The 19,059-nt window shown below is 38.2% G+C and carries 24 protein-coding genes, 1 pseudogene and 1 other annotated feature; of the genes and pseudogenes, 23 read left to right on the plus strand and 2 right to left on the minus strand.

The window, feature by feature from the left end; genetic code table 11:
- Positions 1 to 670 precede the first annotated feature (670 nt).
- The 9 genes and pseudogenes from CD004_RS23765 to CD004_RS10040 all read left to right on the plus strand — a co-directional run bounded on the left by CD004_RS23765 (position 671) and on the right by CD004_RS10040 (position 7,608).
- Positions 671 to 841 (plus strand): hypothetical protein, encoded by a 171-nt coding sequence (locus CD004_RS23765; protein WP_158651526.1) that lies wholly within the window; start codon positions 671 to 673, stop codon positions 839 to 841.
- A pseudogene (locus tag CD004_RS10005) lies at positions 832 to 1,364 on the plus strand (GNAT family N-acetyltransferase). Before CD004_RS23765 ends, CD004_RS10005 begins: the two are co-directional and overlap by 10 nt.
- Positions 1,365 to 1,385: 21 nt before the next feature.
- Complete coding sequence (locus CD004_RS10010) at positions 1,386 to 2,261, plus strand: phosphotransferase family protein (protein ID WP_102262628.1); 876 nt, start codon at positions 1,386 to 1,388, stop codon at positions 2,259 to 2,261.
- Between the two features lie 202 nt (positions 2,262 to 2,463).
- A complete protein-coding gene (locus CD004_RS10015; RefSeq protein ID WP_158651527.1) occupies positions 2,464 to 3,384 on the plus strand; it encodes a DMT family transporter in 921 nt (306 codons plus the stop codon).
- A gap of 233 nt (positions 3,385 to 3,617) precedes the next feature.
- Entirely contained in the window at positions 3,618 to 4,745 is a 1,128-nt protein-coding gene (locus tag CD004_RS10020) for a M14 family zinc carboxypeptidase (RefSeq protein ID WP_102262630.1), read from the plus strand.
- A 134-nt stretch (positions 4,746 to 4,879) separates the two neighbouring features.
- Positions 4,880 to 5,704, plus strand: coding sequence for a VanW family protein (locus tag CD004_RS10025; RefSeq protein WP_102262631.1), 825 nt, complete (start codon positions 4,880 to 4,882; stop codon positions 5,702 to 5,704).
- A 57-nt stretch (positions 5,705 to 5,761) separates the two neighbouring features.
- Entirely contained in the window at positions 5,762 to 6,631 is an 870-nt protein-coding gene (locus CD004_RS10030) for a proline iminopeptidase-family hydrolase (protein ID WP_102262632.1), read from the plus strand.
- Positions 6,632 to 6,675: 44 nt separating this feature from the next.
- Complete coding sequence (locus tag CD004_RS10035; RefSeq protein WP_102262633.1) at positions 6,676 to 7,287, plus strand: histidine phosphatase family protein; 612 nt, start codon at positions 6,676 to 6,678, stop codon at positions 7,285 to 7,287.
- 81 nt (positions 7,288 to 7,368) lie between these two features.
- Positions 7,369 to 7,608: a hypothetical protein gene (locus tag CD004_RS10040; protein ID WP_041964159.1), complete on the plus strand. Its 240-nt coding sequence runs from the start codon at positions 7,369 to 7,371 to the stop codon at positions 7,606 to 7,608.
- An 87-nt stretch (positions 7,609 to 7,695) separates the two neighbouring features.
- Here CD004_RS10040 and CD004_RS10045 read toward each other — a convergent pair whose 3' ends face one another.
- Complete coding sequence (locus CD004_RS10045; protein WP_102262634.1) at positions 7,696 to 7,875, minus strand: hypothetical protein; 180 nt, start codon at positions 7,873 to 7,875, stop codon at positions 7,696 to 7,698.
- A 332-nt stretch (positions 7,876 to 8,207) separates the two neighbouring features.
- Here CD004_RS10045 and CD004_RS10050 point away from each other — a divergent pair, with 332 nt between their 5' ends.
- Complete coding sequence (locus tag CD004_RS10050; RefSeq protein WP_233434984.1) at positions 8,208 to 9,743, plus strand: DUF4145 domain-containing protein; 1,536 nt, start codon at positions 8,208 to 8,210, stop codon at positions 9,741 to 9,743.
- A 39-nt stretch (positions 9,744 to 9,782) separates the two neighbouring features.
- Here the strand turns inward: CD004_RS10050 and CD004_RS24435 are convergent, their stop codons facing one another.
- On the minus strand, positions 9,783 to 9,908 hold the full coding sequence (locus CD004_RS24435) for a hypothetical protein (RefSeq protein ID WP_264188227.1): 126 nt from the start codon (positions 9,906 to 9,908) through the stop codon (positions 9,783 to 9,785).
- 219 nt (positions 9,909 to 10,127) lie between these two features.
- Between CD004_RS24435 and CD004_RS23770 the strand changes: the two genes are divergently transcribed.
- The 13 genes from CD004_RS23770 to CD004_RS10115 all read left to right on the plus strand — a co-directional run bounded on the left by CD004_RS23770 (position 10,128) and on the right by CD004_RS10115 (position 19,028).
- A complete protein-coding gene (locus CD004_RS23770; protein ID WP_158651528.1) occupies positions 10,128 to 10,274 on the plus strand; it encodes a hypothetical protein in 147 nt (48 codons plus the stop codon).
- Positions 10,275 to 10,442: 168 nt separating this feature from the next.
- Positions 10,443 to 10,607 (plus strand): DUF3934 family protein, encoded by a 165-nt coding sequence (locus CD004_RS10055; protein WP_102262635.1) that lies wholly within the window; start codon positions 10,443 to 10,445, stop codon positions 10,605 to 10,607.
- Between the two features lie 147 nt (positions 10,608 to 10,754).
- Positions 10,755 to 11,246 carry a DUF2975 domain-containing protein gene (locus CD004_RS10060; RefSeq protein ID WP_102262636.1) on the plus strand — a complete coding sequence of 164 codons (492 nt, stop codon included), beginning with the start codon at positions 10,755 to 10,757 and terminating at the stop codon, positions 11,244 to 11,246.
- A gap of 10 nt (positions 11,247 to 11,256) precedes the next feature.
- The gene (locus CD004_RS10065) at positions 11,257 to 11,472 is read left to right on the plus strand and encodes a helix-turn-helix domain-containing protein (protein ID WP_102262637.1); all 216 of its coding nucleotides are present in this window, start codon (positions 11,257 to 11,259) and stop codon (positions 11,470 to 11,472) included.
- A 198-nt stretch (positions 11,473 to 11,670) separates the two neighbouring features.
- Positions 11,671 to 12,465 (plus strand): DUF2935 domain-containing protein, encoded by a 795-nt coding sequence (locus CD004_RS10070; protein WP_102262638.1) that lies wholly within the window; start codon positions 11,671 to 11,673, stop codon positions 12,463 to 12,465.
- 369 nt (positions 12,466 to 12,834) lie between these two features.
- Positions 12,835 to 13,083 (plus strand) — a binding site (T-box leader).
- A 65-nt stretch (positions 13,084 to 13,148) separates the two neighbouring features.
- Complete coding sequence (locus tag CD004_RS10075) at positions 13,149 to 13,715, plus strand: GNAT family N-acetyltransferase (RefSeq protein WP_102262639.1); 567 nt, start codon at positions 13,149 to 13,151, stop codon at positions 13,713 to 13,715.
- A gap of 99 nt (positions 13,716 to 13,814) precedes the next feature.
- Positions 13,815 to 14,204 (plus strand): hypothetical protein, encoded by a 390-nt coding sequence (locus CD004_RS10080; RefSeq protein WP_158651529.1) that lies wholly within the window; start codon positions 13,815 to 13,817, stop codon positions 14,202 to 14,204.
- A 475-nt stretch (positions 14,205 to 14,679) separates the two neighbouring features.
- Complete coding sequence (locus tag CD004_RS10090) at positions 14,680 to 14,931, plus strand: hypothetical protein (protein ID WP_102262642.1); 252 nt, start codon at positions 14,680 to 14,682, stop codon at positions 14,929 to 14,931.
- Positions 14,932 to 15,072: 141 nt separating this feature from the next.
- Positions 15,073 to 15,585 (plus strand): membrane lipoprotein lipid attachment site-containing protein, encoded by a 513-nt coding sequence (locus CD004_RS10095; RefSeq protein WP_158651530.1) that lies wholly within the window; start codon positions 15,073 to 15,075, stop codon positions 15,583 to 15,585.
- A 116-nt stretch (positions 15,586 to 15,701) separates the two neighbouring features.
- Positions 15,702 to 16,547: an aminoglycoside 6-adenylyltransferase gene (locus CD004_RS10100; RefSeq protein WP_233434985.1), complete on the plus strand. Its 846-nt coding sequence runs from the start codon at positions 15,702 to 15,704 to the stop codon at positions 16,545 to 16,547.
- A 77-nt stretch (positions 16,548 to 16,624) separates the two neighbouring features.
- Positions 16,625 to 17,158, plus strand: a complete 534-nt coding sequence (locus CD004_RS10105) for a histidine phosphatase family protein (RefSeq protein WP_102262643.1) — start codon at positions 16,625 to 16,627, stop codon at positions 17,156 to 17,158.
- A gap of 97 nt (positions 17,159 to 17,255) precedes the next feature.
- Positions 17,256 to 17,786 carry an SF0329 family protein gene (locus CD004_RS10110; RefSeq protein WP_102265060.1) on the plus strand — a complete coding sequence of 177 codons (531 nt, stop codon included), beginning with the start codon at positions 17,256 to 17,258 and terminating at the stop codon, positions 17,784 to 17,786.
- A gap of 366 nt (positions 17,787 to 18,152) precedes the next feature.
- Positions 18,153 to 19,028 carry a hypothetical protein gene (locus CD004_RS10115; RefSeq protein WP_102262644.1) on the plus strand — a complete coding sequence of 292 codons (876 nt, stop codon included), beginning with the start codon at positions 18,153 to 18,155 and terminating at the stop codon, positions 19,026 to 19,028.
- The last annotated feature ends 31 nt before the right edge of the window (positions 19,029 to 19,059 follow it).

Below are 19,059 nucleotides of genomic sequence, written 5' to 3' on the forward strand. Positions count from 1 at the left end.
TCAGAAATCGAGCGATTGAACAGACAGTAGCATTTATAGAATCAAACTGTCTTTTGACTTCTCTTAAGTAACTAATTGCACCTATGATTTAGGAAACATCATAAACACATCCTCCGAAGATAGAACATCTCTAGGGCCACAAACTACTAATCTCTTCTTGGCTTCAACCTGATCATACCCACAATTATCTACCTCTTTCTTAGCTGTTTTAAATGTCATATCTAAAACCAAGCAGAATAGATTCCTCTTTTAGCCTATACCCTACATCTGGCATTTCATTTACAAACGATTTTGCATAAGGGGGAACCAGACCGATTGAGGTATCTAAAAGTGTAATATTTTAGTAGAAAAGAGATTACATATTGAGTATAGGGCAAATTTGTGAGAGAATTTAATGGAAATATTTTACTAGTAAAGGGGGCTGTCAGTATGAAGGGTCCTAAAAAGAAGTTAATTGCAAAATGGTATCCAATCCTTATAACATTACTCATTACCCTATGGATTTGGTATGGTTCCTATCACCTAGGATTTAATATAGGGGAATTCTTCGCAAATATAAAAAATTAGCAGTACTGAAGTGTAATTATTGGACAAATTACTGTACGGCATTGAGGAAGTTAATATTCTAGCTTAATCTTATAGTATGACCAAATATAATTCTGAGGAGTCAATGATGAGGAAAAGAGAAGTATTCATGTTATCAGCATTGTCGTTTTCAATGGGTATTGTGTTGGGGTTTTTAATTTCACCAGCGAAAAATGGTTTTGGCAATAATTCTGGTAATAACATAAAAAATTACTATTATTGCAAGCCTTCAAAAGATGAGGAATCATGGCTGTAGATAAATTTCCAATCATTGAAACGGATCGATTGGTTTTAAGACAAATAACCAAAGATGATGCAGAAGATATTTTTACATATCTATCAGATGAAAAAGTGATGCAATACTATGGTTTGGAACCGTTTAAATCAATTGATGAGGCATTGGAGGAGATTGCGTGGTATCAATCGATCTTTGATGAGAATTCTGGAATTAGATGGGGAATTACCTTAAAAGGGCATGGAAAGGTGATTGGCAGTTTCCACAGCATTACCGTTCTGAAATTGGTTTTGAGTTAAGTAAGGACTTTTGGGGACAAGGCATTGCTTCTGAGGCGTTGGAGGCTGTCGTTAAATACGGTTTTGAACAGTTGAATCTTCAAAGGATACAAGCATTGATTGAGCCTCCTAACATTTCTTCACAAAAATTGGTAGAAAGAAATGGGTTCATAAAAGAAGGTTTATTGAGAAATTACGAATTTACGTGTGGGAAATTTGACGACTTGTTCATGTATTCATTAATAAAGCAAGATTTTGAGTCTTGAATTTTTAGGGAGAACGTTTAAATGGATCTTAAGTTAATTGAACAGATACAAAAGATATATCCTGATCTAATCATTAATGATTTTTATGTTAATGAAATAGGCCAGAATAATGACGTCATTATAGTCAACAAGTCTCTGGTGTTCAGGTTTCCTAAATATAAACAAGGGATCATACAATTAAAAAGAGAGACCGAGATTTTAAAATACATAAAAGACATTGTGAGTGTGCCTATCCCGATGCCTATATATGAGTCCTTTGGTGAGCTACAACCAGGTAAAGTCTTTACAGGCTATAGATTGATTGAAGGCAATCCTTTGTGGAGGAATAGTTTTCTTGAAATCAAGAATGATGAGCTGATTAGAGGGATGGCGTCACAACTGGTATCTTTTCTTTCAGCAATGCATTCTATTTCTGGAGAATTAGCAAGTCGGGAATTACAATTGGAGGCCCGTCATCCTCGCGAGGAAATGAGAGACCTTTATGAGAAAATTCAACATAAATTGTTTCCTTTTATGAGCAAGGAATCTCAAATCATTGTAAGTGAATTGTTCGAGGGTTTTCTAAAAGGAGAGGCACTTTCAAATGTAAATCTTGCCTTGATCCATGGGGATTTCGGTGCTTCCAACATTTTATGGAATTCAGTGACTGGTGAAATTTCTGGTATCATCGATTTTGGTGGATCTGGCATAGGGGACCCGGCGTATGATTTTGCGGGACTACTCTCCAGTTATGGTGAAGATTTTTTCAACAGGTGTATTGATCAATATCCAAACGGTAAAGAAGTAGCTAAGCGTGTTCATTTTTATAAAAGTACCTTCGCCCTGCAAGAGGCACTGCATGGAATTGAGAATGACGATCGACAGGCTTTTGAAGCTGGTATTCAGAATTATAGATAGATTTGAAGAGAGCAGATCACACCTCTCAAATAAAAAAAGAATGCCGCGGCCAACGCGGCATTCTCATTTTAACAGCGCAGGGACATCTTTCCCAATGATATAATTAATTCATTCATTGCTTTTATTTTATGGAAGTATTAGAGGATTCAATGTTAGGAATAAGAATGTTAAATAAATGGTTCAATGCAAGGAGGGGGACAGATTGATCCAGAGGCTTGGAAACGCACCTTATTTACTACTCGTTGGTGCTGCATTATTTTGGGGCGGCAATGCAGTGGCTGGAAAGTTTCTTGCTGGTTCGCTGCCGCCGGTGACAATTTCGTTCACTCGTTTGGGGATTGGGGTACTCATCATGTCTCCTGTTATCATCAAGCTGTTCAGACATGAAAGAGCAGCCTTACGAGAGCACTTCAAGCTGCTGTTATTCCTGGCGGTGACCGGGGTAGTTGGATTTAATCTGCTGATTTATTGGGCGGTCAATTACACGACGGCAATCAATGCGACCTTATTGAATAGCACTAGTCCTCTGTTCATTTTCCTGCTTTCAGCTCTTCTGATCGGAGAAAAAATGGAGTTGAAGTACTGGGTGTCGATGGCGATTTCAATGGTCGGTGTGCTCATTGTCATCACGCATGGGTCAATTGAGAGAATGCTAGCTTTGCAGTTTAATATTGGCGATTTGATTATGGTGCTGGCTGTAATTTCGTGGTCTTTATATTCTATCTTTATAAAAAAGATTTCCGGAAAGCTGTCATCGCTTGCAATTTTCGGCTTTACGCTTGCGCTTGGTTTTATGGTGATGATTCCAGCCGTGGCTATTGAGTTGGCATTCGTTCCGGTTAGTAAAGTGAATTTTGCAGAGTGGAGCGCCCTATTTTACATAGGGATTTTTCCGTCGATATGCTCATTTTTGTTATGGAATCGCGCGGTTGCAATGATCGGGCCATCGAAAGCATCGATTTCTTTAAATCTAATTCCGGTGTTTGGTACAGTGGCAGCGTTTTTTATCCTGGGAGAGGTGATTGACATTCCGCAGATCATTGGCGGCTGCCTGGTTTTTATAGGGGTTTTTATCACTTCCTTTACGAAAAAGAAATCAGTGCATTTGGTTGAAGAAGCCTAGATTAATGCAGGCGAGATTACCTAGAGGCAGCGATTTGTTCGCTGCTTTTTTAGTGTGCTTTTTTAGTTGGTTGGGTCCAATGTCTTATTATAGTGCTTGTCTCATATTGTCAAAACATTCATACTTTTTACACTATTAAAATGTTGCTAAGTTAATTTATCATTTATTTAGCGTCCCGAAATGTATGAGGTGGAAATCTGGGGCGACGACTTTTTGGAAAGGGGATACATAAAATGGTTAAAAGATTATTGAAAGTTGCAACGGCTGCCTTGATCCTTGTTCTTGCGTTCAGCTCAGCTGCATATGCAGCGCTTCAGACTGGGGGACCATCTACGAACGGCAATACAAACATTAACAGCACCCTCTCTTATACAGAAGTGGTCAAAATCCTTGAAGACATTGAGAGTAGCGGCAAAGGAAAGGTTGAAGTATCTACACTTGATCAGTATGGAAAGTCTGAGCAGGGCAGAAGCATTTATGTTGCAAAAGTGGGGACAGGCCCTCAAAAAATATGGATTCAGGCTCAAATCCACGGAAACGAGAAATTGGTTACCGAAGCAGCACTTCAGCTTTTAAAGACTTATGCGAAAAGCGGAGATAAGGATGTTGAAAAGGTACTTGAAGAGGCAACTCTTTATTTCATCCCAATGTATAATCCGGATGGAGCAGAAATGAACATTCGCCATACGAAATTGGCCGAAAGCGGAAAATTGATTGATTTGAACCGTGATTGGACTCTTAACGGTTTTGAAGCAGTAGAATCAGAAGTAGTCTATGCTTACTGGACGGACGTTAAGCCTGATTTCGCAATCGACCTTCATCACCAGGGGCTTAAGCAAGTCTATGGAACAAACGAGTCCACTTCATTCTCACTTGGAATCTCTCTTGCACCGGATGGACCTACACTTCCTGGTACAGGTTATAATGACATCACCAAGCAGATGATGGCTTATGTCTATGATGATTTGAAAGATTATGGTTATACACATATTGATCGCTACCAAGTCTGGATTGATAGAGAAAAAGGAACAGCCTACGATATCGATATCAAGGGCGGCGTTGTATCAGCGATGATGATGGGGCTGAACTACAAGAATCTGAACCCGGAAAAACATAGCCATCCAGCTGTATTCTTTGAGACAAAAGGAAATTCTACTGATGGAAGTCTTGGCCAAAAATCAAATGGCTACCTGACAAAGCAGAATTACCTGGCATTGAAATCTTTGGTACACGGATTTGTAACTGGAGAAGTCGAAGAGGTGAATCCAGAAGACTGGTATAACATCCCGTATTATCCTCTTGCAGGGTACATGACGGATTATAATGGAATTGTACCTGTTGGATCTGACAGCGGCTTTTAATAGTTTGTAAGGGAGTGTCTCAGTTTGAATGGGACACTTTCTTTTTGGTTGCGTGAGTGACTCTATAAAAAAGGAAATTTCCTTATTAAGGCGAACTTATTAGGTATTGGACTTTTATTGAAAAAGGAGGCCGTATGGAGTCTTTAAAGCCTATAAAAAGAAGCTCTGTGAGGATTTATCTCGGGAAAAAATATTACCGGTCAAAGAGGTATTTGGATTGGATTTTTGGGGACAAGAAATTCTCTTTGAAAAAAGAAGAACGTCCGCTGAAACATCAGGTTTTCACCCATCAAACATTACTCCTTCGAGAATTGAAGGATGTTGATATGTGGTTACAGCATAACAAGGTGAAGAATCTTAAAATCGCTACGCAAAAGCTGAATAAGGTAGTCATCCGTCCCGGTGAAACTTTTTCTTATTGGCGGTTACTCGGAAATACAACGAAGAGCAAAGGTTATGTAGATGGAATGATCCTTCATTATGGCAAGGTTAGGACAGGGGTTGGCGGCGGGCTATGCCAATTATCAAACCTGATCTATTGGATGACTTTGCACACACCATTAACCATTACTGAAAGATACCGGCACAGCTATGATGTTTTTCCGGATTCCAAAAGAAGTCAGCCTTTTGGCAGCGGAGCCACTTGTGCTTATAATTACCTTGACCTGCAAATTAAAAATGAAACGAATAATACCTATCAATTAGTTGTTTATTTGAATGACACTCATTTAGTAGGTGAATGGAGGTCAGAATCCCAACCAATCCAAACATATCAAGTTTATGAACGAGAGCATTTAATCACCCGGGAATACTGGGGCGGATATGTAAGACATAATACCATTCACCGCAAGGTATTTAACAAAGAGAAAATTCAAATTGATGATGAGTTTGTGACTGAAAATCACGCTATAATGATGTATGAGCCTTTGCTGGAGCAGCAGACTGAGAAAGTTAATTGAGAATACATAAGGTTTTTAAAAAGGTGTTAAAAAGATTTCAAATTAGGAGGATTACATATGTTCGAAGAAGGTTTTGTAGAGGTTACCGGCGGGAGAGTCTGGTATGAAATTTATAATAAGGATGCGCAAGGGACACCGGTTGTTATTTTACATGGTGGGCCAGGGTCTTCGACTTATTCGTTAAAAGGTTTGAAGGCGCTGGGCAAGGATCGCCCTGTTGTCATGTATGACCAGCTTGGTTGCGGGAAATCTGATCGTCCTGATGATCTGTCGCTATGGAATATTGACCGGTTTGTCGAGGAGCTTGGACAGGTTCGTAAATCGCTGAAGCTTGATGAAGTTCATATTCTTGGACACTCGTGGGGTACGACTTTGGCAGCAGCTTATGTGCTGACAAAGCCAAGCGGAGTGAAGAGTGTGATTTTTTCAAGTCCGTGTTTGAGTGCGCCAATGTGGGAAGAGGATCAAAAGAGGAATATTGCCAAACTGCCGGCAGACGTGCAGGAGACAATCATACGCTGCGAGGAAAGCGGTGAGACTGATTCTGAAGAATTCAAAGCAGCAATCAAGGAGTTCAATAAGCAATTCGTTTTCCGCGGAGAGCCTGATTTAGAATGGCTAAAGGCAGGAGCCGGCATGAAGAACCCTGTTGTGTATGAAACGATGTGGGGCCCATCTGAATTTACAGTGAAGGGCAATCTAAAGACTTTCGATTGCACACCCCAATTGGGCGAAATCGAGTGTCCGACACTTTATACATGCGGTCGTTTCGATGAGGCGACACCGGAGTCGACGGAGTATTATGCCCGGTTAACGCCAGGAGCTGAGTTCCATGTTTTTGAAAAAAGCGCCCATATGCCTTATATGGAGGAGCCTGAAGAGTTTTTGCAGGTGATTGGTGATTTTTTAAAAAATTCACGAGCTTAAATCTTTGTCACTTTCGTGGAAGATAATCATTTGGGGGAAAAAAAGTGATTCATTTATACGTAGTCAGACATGGTGAGACGGAATGGAATAAAGAGAAAAGAAGCCAGGGAAGACTGGATTCGGCTCTTACGGTTAAAGGGATAGATGATGCGCGCTCGTTGGGTGAACGACTTAAAGATACTGAGTTTTGCCAGATCATTTCTTCTCCAAGCGGCAGAACGCTGGAAACAGCAAGACTTATAAAAAGGGAGCGGCCAATTCCCTTGACTACAGATGACAGGCTGATGGAGATTGATCTTGGTCACTGGCAAGGGAAAACGGATACGGAAGTTAAAGATTTGTACCCAGAAGCATACGATGCCTACTGGAACGAACCGGAAGCCTTTGCAGGCGAAGATGGAGAAACATTTTTACAAGTTCAGGAAAGATTATTGGAGTTTTTGGTCGATCTGGAAAAGAAGGTTAAAGAGGGAAATGTACTGATTGTTACGCATGGAATCGTCCTTAAGACTCTTTATCTTCTTTGCCGAAATGCTTCGATAAAACAATTATGGGATCCGCCTTTTATTCATGGTACGAGCTTAACGATCTTAACAATCGAGAATGGAAAAAGAGAGCTCCAGCTGGAAGCATGTATATCACATTGTTCCTCGTGAGGTGTGACTTTTCTTATACTGCTTCGTAAACCCTTTATGCTATGTTAACAGTGTTAATTAAGTTATAAAGGAGTTTTTCTCATGAGCTGTGGATGTTCTAGATTAGAAGATGGCAAAGCAATTGTTGACCATGTGAAGAGTAAAGGTAAGGAAAAGATAAAGCCACGCGTCGCGCACCAGATCGCTTGTGAATGCGGTGAAATGTTCACGATGGAAGCGGTAATCACAAACTGCCCAAGCTGCGGCATGACCTACGGCGTCACACCATGCAGCTCAGGGGATATCAATAAGGTAAAAGCTGCAGGAATTCAATACGCATAATGAAAAAATCTCTCGAGATGTCGAGGGATTTTTTTGTTGGTGGAGATAATATGATTCTCTCCCATCCACATGAGCAATATAGAAAAATTAGATTACAGCTTCAGAATCCTCATCTGGTTGAAAATGAGTTTTAAAAACGGTATGCTTTTTGCCGAGTTTATTTGTAACTATATAAGTAGTTTCAAACTCTCTATCGACTTCATATTTCTCCCCGACGTTGAATTCCAACTCTAAACCTTCGTTATTAATGCAAATGACTTTTCTCATAATTATCCTCCTGGGAAATGAATCCTTGTTATTTATAGTTTCGGATGGAGTGTTTTCTTTATGTCTTTATTTTAGAGTGGGGGAGTGTTTGTAACTTAAATGAAAAATTGGTAAAAAACGATGATAATTTCCAGTTTGCGAATAAAAGGGTTGATTTTGAGAATAAAATCATCTTTTTCGCGAATAAAAATCATTTTTTGCGAATAAGTTCTGGTTATTTGCGAATAAAAGTCCCCCCAGGCAAATAGATGGTCTTCCAATTTCCGGTTTAAGCTAAAATGAGTCTATTATTATGATAAAATCATAGAAGACTACAATCGGGGGACCAAATTATGAATGCAAATACATATTTTTATCAATTTTTAGAGCCGATTTCAAAGGAATTGGCATTACTGGCTAAGGAATTAGAAAATAGTATCTTTTCCAGCCCGAGAACGATGCTGACTCATTCGCGGGTTTTCATAGAAAACATTTTGCAACAGGTTGTTAAAGCTGAGGGGATCGTTGAGGATCCTCGTACTGGATTGAAGGAGCGGCTTGATCTATTAAATGATCAAGGTTATTTGATTACTGAAATCCGCGACTCCCTGCATTTGGTGCGGAGAATGGGAAACCAGGCGGCACATGATGCGCGGATGTTCCGCTTTTCGGAGGCGCTTTTATCGTGGGAAGCTTTGTATAGCATTGTGAAATGGTATGTGGAGGTGTACGGTCCGGTTGATGTGACCGTGCCGGAATATCAGGACCCTTCTCCCCAGGCAGAAAAAACGTTCGATATGTCTGAGCTTGAGGTCAGGTTAAAGGGATTGGAGGATTTGTTGAAAAATCCTCATCCGCAACAAGCAGAAACTCCAGCGAGAGCAGAAGTAGCAGCCGCTGTTGCTGCACCTGCAGTTGAGGTACAGGAAACGCCTGGGTTCACGACAATCCGTACGATCACTTATAAAGGAAGGTCACTAGAGATTCCTTATTTCCTGCGGGACGCGTTTCTCTTGCCGCAGCGATTTGATAAATCGGAAACCTTCCTGATTCGTCTTGGTGCTGAACAGGAAGCGCGGATTATGAGCGAGCTGCCAGGTGATCTTGAGGGTCTGCACAAGAATGTGAAGCGTTATAATGAAAAGAATGATGAGCAATTTTTCGATGAGCTTGGAACCTTTATTGAAGAAGAGAAAGTACGCCGAAATCTCACATTGAAGCGTCAAGGGGAGCTGTTCTTCTTTTACAAAGCGAGTCATATTGTTGTGACGGAAGAATTGAAAAAAGTTCAGCTAACTGCTGAGGAATTCACGGGCATTCCAAGTTTGCTAAGGCAGTTGAATGAAGACCAGATTTACACTGTCGGCCAGCTTCCAATGGAGCTTGTGATTTTAGCGAAGTATGCCAATGTTGGAGTTGGGACGGTTGAAAAATTATTCGACCAGCTGAAGTCAAAGGTAACAGACAAGTCCGTGCATGCTGATGACGACACTTCAACAGAGCGGAAAAGCTTCAAGAAGTGGGAATCTTTATATGTAAAAGTAAAGCTGAATGGCAATCAATCTGTTATTGAGGGTTCTAGTGTTCCGGCGATTTGGAAGGAAGCGTTGAAATGGATCGAAAACAATCGTCTGCCACTGCATGACCTGGTAAAAGCAGGAGTCATCCTTGGGTCTACTGATAATGGAAAGCGTTATGCGATTGCGCTCCAGCCGATCCATCCAGATCAAAGGCCATTTACGCAGCTTCATACTTATCAATCCCAACTTACAGGTGAAGTATATTATTTAGAGACAAAGATCAATCCAAAGTCCGGGCTTGAGACATTAGGTAAGGTTTTAAATCGACTGGGTGTTGAAGTAGATATACCTTTATTGAAGGGTGAATAGAAATGCCAAATGCCGTGCTGTCGCCACGGCATTTTTGGTTTATTTCCTCTTTTGCGCTTTTAACTTGTTCATTTCCAGTTCAGCAGCATATTCCTCTTGCGATTTCCCTTGCTTGAAACTTTCAGATTGGATTTTTTTGAACTTGTTGTCATTTTGATTCGGCATTCAAACACCTCCCTTTAAACATCAGTATTTTGTTCAAAGTCTGGGGGATTATTCTGCAAAAAATGAATCTATTTTTTAAAAAATAGAGCTGGTTAAATTTCTCATAATTCTATATTATTTTGCTATTCCGGATATATTGAAAGCGCTTTACATGTGAAACTATTCACAAGTATAATAAGAGTGTAAATAAAACATTATTCATTTCCGGGAGGAATCGCAATGTTAGCTGACCTTATCTATGAATTCAAGAGCTGGTGGATTGGAGATTTACCAAAGGTCGGAAATGAGGAGTTTGAAAGAATCGAATCAAAGCATACAAGAGTTCATCACGACGAAGATATATATGAAATCATTCGAGTGCATTAAAAGCACACAATCGGCAGTCCGATTCCAAAGTGAGTTGGACTGTTTTTATTTTATAGTAGATAATAACTTCTGACTGGTATATGATTAGACTTCCTTAATGTTTGTTTTTTCCTATTAGAAAATGGATAAAACTATACAATGAACGTACAAGAATATGGAGTTGATTTTTTGAGTAAAGCAAAGGGTAAGAAGAGCGGAACAGGCAGAGGTACAGGCAAGAAAGGCTGGAATCGCTGGCAAGCAAGTGCGAATAAAGCCAAGAGTTTCAAGCCGTACAAAAGTAAAGGTGTAAAACATGGGGATGCTTCAAAGGATGAAGCCTCTGAAAAATAGCGACATCATGGTGCGTTGATTTAGTAGTGGATCAACGCTTTTTTTGTTAATTCAATAAAATAATTATTAAATTTAATAAAAATTTATTGTAAATCAATAAATAACATGATAAATTCAAATTGACATTAAATGAATGAGGTGCTGGTTATGAAAAAAAGTTCAACTCTTTTTCTGAAGGTAGCTGTAATTTTTATCGGCATACCGGTTTTGGCTTTGTGTCTGTTTTTATTGCCTCAGATAGCTTCTGAGGCGAATGAGGCAATGGAAAGAGGTTCAGATTTGGCTCTTGCGGTTTACGCAATATTAATGGTTCTGTATGTTTCGGCCGTTCCATTTTACTTCGCTCTGTATCAATCATTTAACCTTTTAACGTATATCGACAGGAACCAGGCTTTCTCTGACTTGTCTGTAATAGCTCTTAAGAAAATCAAGAATAGTGCCATCATCATCAGCGGCTTATTTGTGGTTGCTCTCCCATTCGTCTACATTTTAGCGGAGGTAGATGATGCACCGGGTCTTATACTCATCGGAATGGGGATGGTTTTTGCTCCGCTGGTGGTTGCGGTCTTTGCAGCAGTTCTCCAGCGACTTTTAAAAGAAGCCATCGATTACAAAGAAGAGAACGACTTAATAGTCTGAGGTGATAATAATGGCAATTATAATCAATATTGATGTGATGCTGGCAAAAAGGAAAATGAGTGTAACGGAGCTTTCAGAACGGGTTGGAATCACAATGGCTAACCTTTCAATTTTGAAAAATGGCAAAGCAAAAGCAATCAGACTGTCCACTCTAGAAGCCATTTGCAAAGCATTAGAATGCCAGCCAGGTGATATTTTGGAGTATAGAAGTGATGAAGAGTATTGAGATAAATGGCGGAAATGCAAAGTGCTAATTAAAATAATCAGTATATAAATGTAGGGTGCGGTCATCCAAGTCAAGAATCATGACCGCATTTTTTCCGCTCATCTTGTTTATTGTAAAAATAGTTAGTCTGGATAGCGAGAATAAACACATGTACACACACATATTATGGGGGTGAAGTCTGTATAAGGGGTGGAGGAAATGGCGAATCCAATTGTCGCAAGATCGTTGGACGAAATACAGTTTTGGTCCAGAATAATGAAGGAACATGCTTTGTTTTTAAGCCTTGGATTTACTTACGAACAGCAGCAATTGATAGCTGAGGCTCAACAATTTATTACTGTCTTTGAGCGAATCGAGGAAAAGCTCTCAAGGTTTTCCGCGGACACGGATATACGCCAAGTACAGGCCTTTAACAATGAGGTTTATCAAGCGGCTGTTGCCATTTGGAGTTACAAAAGAAAAGTGTTAGGGTTAACGCTACGCTGTGAAATCCGGACAAATAATTTCCCTTTATTGGTTGACCATGTTAGCAGAGAGGCTGCTTATTTTGCAAACAGGTTAAAAGAACTTAACGAAGGAAAACTAGCCCCCGAACCTGATAAGATTATTCAAGAAAATCTTTTCTTTTTAAAAATTATGGCCGACCATGCAAAATTCATCGGACATCTCTTAGACCCTTCCGAAAGAAAGCTAGTAGATCAAGCTAATGAGTTTAGTCATGATTTCGACCAACTGGTCTTTCAAGCGGTTGATTTAGACTCCATGCGTCCACAATCAGAAACAGTCCCAATCTTGGATCAATTCCTGGACCAAAACAGAGTTTCAGTAGTTTCACTAAGAGACTTTAAGAAAACAGCCAGAGAATTAATAGAGGCTTGCCGAATTAAAAGCAATATTCATCCACTATTAGCAGACCATACATTTAGAGAAGCAGAAAGGTTTTTAGAAATTATTGATTTATTTGACGCTCACCTTACACAACCAAAGCAATAAAGATCGGCGAGGACGTACCATGTGCTTCCATGTTAAAAGCACAAGGTACGTCCCTATGCTTTTTATCCCGGGAATTTAATAGACATTCCGGAGGCTAGGGATGGTTGAAATGTCTAATATAACGAGGTTAATGGACATTTCGGTTGCAGGTGGGTCTTGAAATGTCTAATAAAAGAGGGTTAATGGTCATTTCGGGTAGCTGGTGAGGCTTGAAATGTCTAGTAACTGAAATTTATTAATTGGAATACTGGATAAAAGTTTGTAAGTGTCACCTAACATAAAATATCATTCTTTGAGTTAGATCGTTTTAGAAAGGTATATATTGACAACATTTAATAAAACCGCTAAACTATTTTAAAATTCCAAATAATAAAAGCGTTGATGAGAAAAGTAGTTAAGCAATGGATTTTTACAGAGAGCTCCTGGCTGCTGAAAGGGAGTAATATCTGGCTTAATGAATAAAGTCTTTGAGCATCTTACCAATCTGATGATAATTCAGGGATCGTAAGACGGGTTCTTCCGATATCAAGATAGGGTATGAACGTACCTGAAGAGGTTGGTTTGGCGACAAATCAACAAACTGAGGTGGTACCGCGAAGTCAAACTCTCGTCCTCAAGATTCATTTCTTGGGGGTGAGAGTTTTTTTATTGCTTAAAATCAAGGACAGTGTGGAGGAAATAAAATGAGAGATCCTATATTAATAGAAATACCATCGCAGTTAGAAACAGAAAGATTATTACTTCGTGCCCCAAATCGAACCGGTGACGGAAGCATCGTTAACCAAGCAATAAGAGATTCATTCAATGAGTTAAAAGCATGGCTGCCATTTGCCCAAAAGCTGCCTGCAGTTGAGGAAACTGAAATTAACCTTAGAAAAGCTCATATTAACTTTTTAAAAAGAGAAAGCTTTCGTTTTCTCATTTTTGATAAAACGACGAATGATTTCATTGGAACGGCCAGCCTTCAAAGAATCGATTGGTCTATTCCTAAATGTGAAATTGGTTATTGGATTAATACCAAATTCAGCGACAGTGGATATATGACAGAAGCGGTTAAGGCATTAACCAATTTTGGACTTCATCAAATGGAGTTTAAGAGAATCGAAATTAGATGTGAATCAACAAATCTCAAAAGCCGTGCCATTCCCGAAAAACTCGGCTATGAATTAGAAGGCATATTGCGTAATGACGATTTATCAGCAGATGGCAGCCGGCTGACGGACACTTGTTTCTATTCAATCATTTCATAACTCATAGGTGCATGGGTCCAGGAAGGATTCGTGCACCTTTTTGTTGAATGTATTACTAATTGAACAAGAGCTAGTAAGGAAGGAAACACTTTAATAAAGGTGGAGATTGTCATAAATAAACCATTGGCTTTGGTCGTGTTTGTCTCTCTTATTTTCCTTGCCAGTTGTAGTGCAGATGGTGGGAGGGTAACTGCAAGAGATGTTCTCAAAAGGAATGAAGGCGCAGATGTCTTAAAATTTAATGGTTTTATGTACAATAATGTCACTAATCTTGAATGGTTTGAAGAAAAGAAGAGCAATATCCAAAAAGGAAAAGAAATTGGCGAAATAAAAAAAGTAACAACTTCCAGTCTGTTTTTTACTGACTTTTCAGCTACAAAGTTGCCAAAAGGAACAATTCTATATGCTACGGATGATGGTTATACAGGAATTATTATTGTAGAAACAGAGGCTGAAACTTTATATTATATGCAATTACTTGAAGGGTAAAGTTCACTGAACAGGAGAGATAACTTTATTTTTTGAGCGAGGAGCTATGAATGGTTAATTAGTCTAGGTGTAATAATTTGATATTTGAAACCTTTTTCCAGCACGTTCGTAAAACTTGATAAAAGTACATAAGGGAGTGCTTGAAACATGGGGTGGAGTTTAGCCAGGAATACAGATTTTAGTGGTCACCAAATCGAAATTGCTGTTATTTTATCATTTTTCATCATAATCGGAATTTGGGTTTATTATGATTCAGACAAATACTTTGTCGGGATAAAAAGACATATATTTTGGCTATTAACGATCATCACGGGTCCAATAGGTCTTATTATTTATATAGTACAACGAAAAAAAGAGGGATTGGTGTAAATAGATTTTTGGTTAATTTAGAAGCACAGGGTACGTCCCTGGCGATTCCGTTAAATTAACATATAATGCGTTGCGAAATTTGAATAGCTTAGGAGATGAACAAAGAATGAAGTGGAAATTAAGAATACCAATGATGCTATTTATTTTAGGATTGGTTTCGGGTATTTATCAGTATTACCCTAATATAATGATCTCCCAAGAAAATTATCTTCTAAATAGTATCCAGTTCCTTGCTTCAATAGGAATTCCAATCTATATCCTTGAAAAGACAGAGATTAATAAGAAGCAAATAAACTTCTTGTTTGGTATTTTGTTAATATTTTCAGGGGTTCTAATTGATTATTTAATGGTTATATAATTTCGTCATTAATATTAATTGAGCTCTAGCTTAATAATTGAAAGTAAGTGGGGGTATAAGTGTTAGTTTGGTGCTGATCCAAGCTTAATGCCGTAAATTGTGTTCTGTTATATAAGATAGATGACCGATAAGGAGAATTTCATGAAGAGAATCACATTATTTATTCTCATATTATTCACCTTATCTGGATGTAATATGAGCTATGAATCGATAGAAGAAGCAGTACAAAGTCAATGGAAAACTCCAATAAAAGTAGTCAACCAGGATAAGAATAATCAATTAGTTTATTATTTCGATCAGTCTCAACATATCTTAGGAACCTATCAATACGAGAATGGAAAGTACAGGTATGATAATGAACAAAGTATTGGAACAGTGTTTGATTCCGAGAGTGGATTGCCATTTCTGTTGTCAGCTAATCATTTTGATGGTGTAGGTGAGATCATACATGGGGCAATCAAAACTGAGCAAGAAGTGGATAGGTTTGTCATTGAGTATAAATGTGGAGAGAAACAGGAAATCCAAGCAAGAAGTAATACATTTATAACTGAATTTCCATCTTATCTAACAATCGATGCAGATGGATTCTTTGGGGAAGTTGAAAATGCTTATGCTTATGATAAAAATAATGAAATTATTGAAAGTTGGAAATAGAAATATCTTTAACACGTGCGTTGATTCAAGTAGGATTAACGTTTTTTATTGAATTCTTTAAACAAAAGAATTAATGGTAAAAATAAACATTTCAACTATTATTAAGGAGATGGTTTATGTGTGTGGGATTTGCAAATAAACATTTAGAAAGGGATTTATCATTGCCCAAATATCGTGAAGCTCACTTGAAGAGTGCATTAAATGATTTAACATCTGATCCAAATGTTTTGGCTATTTATAAGGCAGGTTCATTAGCTAGAGGTAACTATGACAATTACTCGGATATTGATTTACATATTATTGTTACTCTTGATAAGAAAGCCGATTTTATTAAGGCAAAACGGAACAGAGCAGCTAATTGGGGAAATGTTTTATTTTACGAGGATTTCAATCCAGCATCACCAGTAGTAGTGACTCATTATGATTCTTTTGTGAAAATTGACAGCTGGTATCATTCACCTGAGGAAGTTGTTCCATCTATTTGGCTTAAAGGATATAAGGTTTTATACGATCCTAGCAACATTATTAGTGAGGTCATAAACGAGTCGTCGTATAAAATCTATAAGCCTTCAGCGGACGAGGTAGAGTTTTGGAGAGGAAAACTATTAGCTTTCATACACGAAACTTATCGTGCGGTGATGAGGGGAGAAATATTTTATGCCTTATCTAATTTAGATCGAGTCCGGTGGTTAGTCGTTTCTGGATGGTATATGGAAATGGAACAACATTTGGATAGCCCTTACGGTGTTTGGTCAAAGATAGAGGGCGAAAGAAGCAGGTTAGATCATGGGCAACTATCACTTCTCGAGAGTTGGGAATGCGGCCGGAATCGGGAAAAAATTATGAAAACAATCAATGGTATAATACCGGAAATAATCAGGCTTAATAAGCACCTGAGCAAACAAGTTAATATTGAACATAATGAGGACCATATTAAGAGAATCATAGATATGGTGATATAGTGTAAAGCCATTTTAATGATATAACAACCAAACCTTAATCGAATTTGGGATTTCACAATACAAATGGGGGACCAGGCATGATTTATGTAATCAGACATGGGCAAACAGATCTGAACAAAGAACGTAAAATGCAAGGGAGAATGGGTTTGGAATTAAACGAGCATGGAATAGAACAGGCAAAAGCATTACGAGATAGGCTGCAAAACATAAAATTCGATTTTGTATTTTCTTCCCCTCAGAATCGAGCAGTTCAAACAGCAGAAATTGTTTCCGGCCTAAAAGCTGATATTGATGAACGACTGGATGTTTTTGATTTGGGAGAAGCTGACAGATTAAATGTAAAAGATGTTAAGATGGCTGGCCCATTACCTGATCCATCGGTATATAAAGGTGTTGAAGAACCGGACGGCTTTGTAAAAAGAGTGTTCGGCTTTATGAAAGAACTTGAAAATCAGCATGGAAACGGAGAGCTAAATATACTTATTGCTGGTCACAGGTGCACTACTGGCTGTATTGGAGCTTACTTTGAAGGGATTCCAGGGGATAACAATATTATGAAATTCTCATCTGATACTGGCGATTTTAAAACTTATTATTTTCAGCATGAGTGAAATAAGTAAGTACTATTAATAGAAACCCTTGATAAAATTAGACTTAAGTACCTATAAGAATCTCATAGAGTGTCAGAATTACCACATAGGGGGTAAAATTTTGCGGAATCAGCAATGGAGCAAGGTAAAGAAAAAGTTAGATAATTTTAAATGTGATTCTCTAAAAGAAAGAGTTCAGTTTACCGTAACCAATTACAGAAGGGCTCACGATCAATTGGGCAGAGCCTTCATTACCGTTGATAAAAAAGAAGTCCTCAATATGTGTACGATTACCTCAGAGATGGCTTTAAACCGAAGAGAATACGTAATAAAAAGAGAGAAACAAATCCCTTATACTGATTGGAGTCAAAATCGTATTATATGGGAAGAAGCACACGATTGGGTCTTGGAGGAAGGAATTTTCGCACAGTATGACTTTTTTGATGCTGTCGATGAATACTTTCAGCAGCCAATTGACGAATCTTTGAAATCAAGTAACATGCTGATTAAAATATTCGCTTTAATAGATAGACGAGTAGGGAAAAGGACATTAGAAAAAATAAAGGAATCCATTCTTTCCGAGAATGAAATAGTACAGTTTTTTTATAAATTGCGTTGTGATGCTGAAGGATTAAGAATTTCTAGATAACAGGTAGCAAATAGAAACTGGGGGTTGAAAAGTTTGATTGCTCATACAACGTAATGGGGGATCAGCAATATGGGTTTCATTTTTACTCGAAAATCCTGAGATTCTCCATTTTCAAAGCCAATAGCAAGGAGTGATTATTGATTGGAAAAATAGGTTTAAAGTGTATCTACGCCTTCTCCGCCTAATGGAAAAGATAGCACCGAGGAATGGGGCACTTTTAAAAAATACTTAATGGTCTAATGGTCATTACTTGCTGCCTGTTTTGGCAGCATTTTTGTTAATCATCTAAACTGGGCAGGATACTTAATTATCATATCGAATACCATAACTAGAAGTTAACTATAAAATAATGAGGAATAGTAGATAGTGAATATAAAAGAGATAATAGATATTCTTTATGAAAATAGCTTAATAAAAAGTAATGAGCTGGAATTCAAAGCTTTAAAGAGTGGAACAACCAGCGGTGTTTTATATACTTTATTTGTTGATAATACACCAACTTATGTTGTAAAAATTGATCATCCATCCATTATAAACTCTACTAAAGACTTCCTGCTTGCTTATCAGGACGTACAACTTCTGCCAAAGGTACTTTATATCAACGATAATAAAGAATTTATCGTCTATACATTTATATCTGGTGAAACCCACTTCAATCGTGGTTCTAAATTAAGGTGGATGACACGCTTAACAAAGGAGTTATTCAACCAGTACCTAAAGGTTGACCAGAACATCCCATGGGGAAGAGTAAATGGGATAAAGAGAAAATCCTGGTCGGACTTTAACCAAGCTAGTTTGGAATCTGCGAAAGAAAATATAGGCGACCTCCTTCCAATTGAGGATCATAAAAGAGTGGCATCATTGGTTAGTGCCTTACGTAACTATTATATTCATGAGGAAAAGTATTATCTTCACGGTGATGCCGGAGTACATAATTTTGTATACTCTGAAAATGAGTTAAAAGGAGTGATTGATCCATCGCCTATAATCGGCACAAGAATTTATGATTTTACCTACGCCTTCTGTTCTTCACCAGATAGTCTAGATATGAATACTTTAATGACCTCTTTTTCTCTATGGAATGGTAACACTTTGTTTAGCAAGGAGAGGTTGCTGGATGAAATTCTTTTTCAATTATACACACGCGCATTGGAGTTTGTATTAAAGTGCACCCTCACGATCTTAACGATTATATGCAGGCTTGGAGAGAATGGAGAGAGTATCTGTATAGGTAGATTATAAGGAGGGGTAATTTGTAGAAATATATATTGGA

Source organism: Mesobacillus jeotgali (genome assembly GCF_002874535.1).
Taxonomy (GTDB): domain Bacteria; phylum Bacillota; class Bacilli; order Bacillales; family Cytobacillaceae; genus Mesobacillus; species Mesobacillus jeotgali.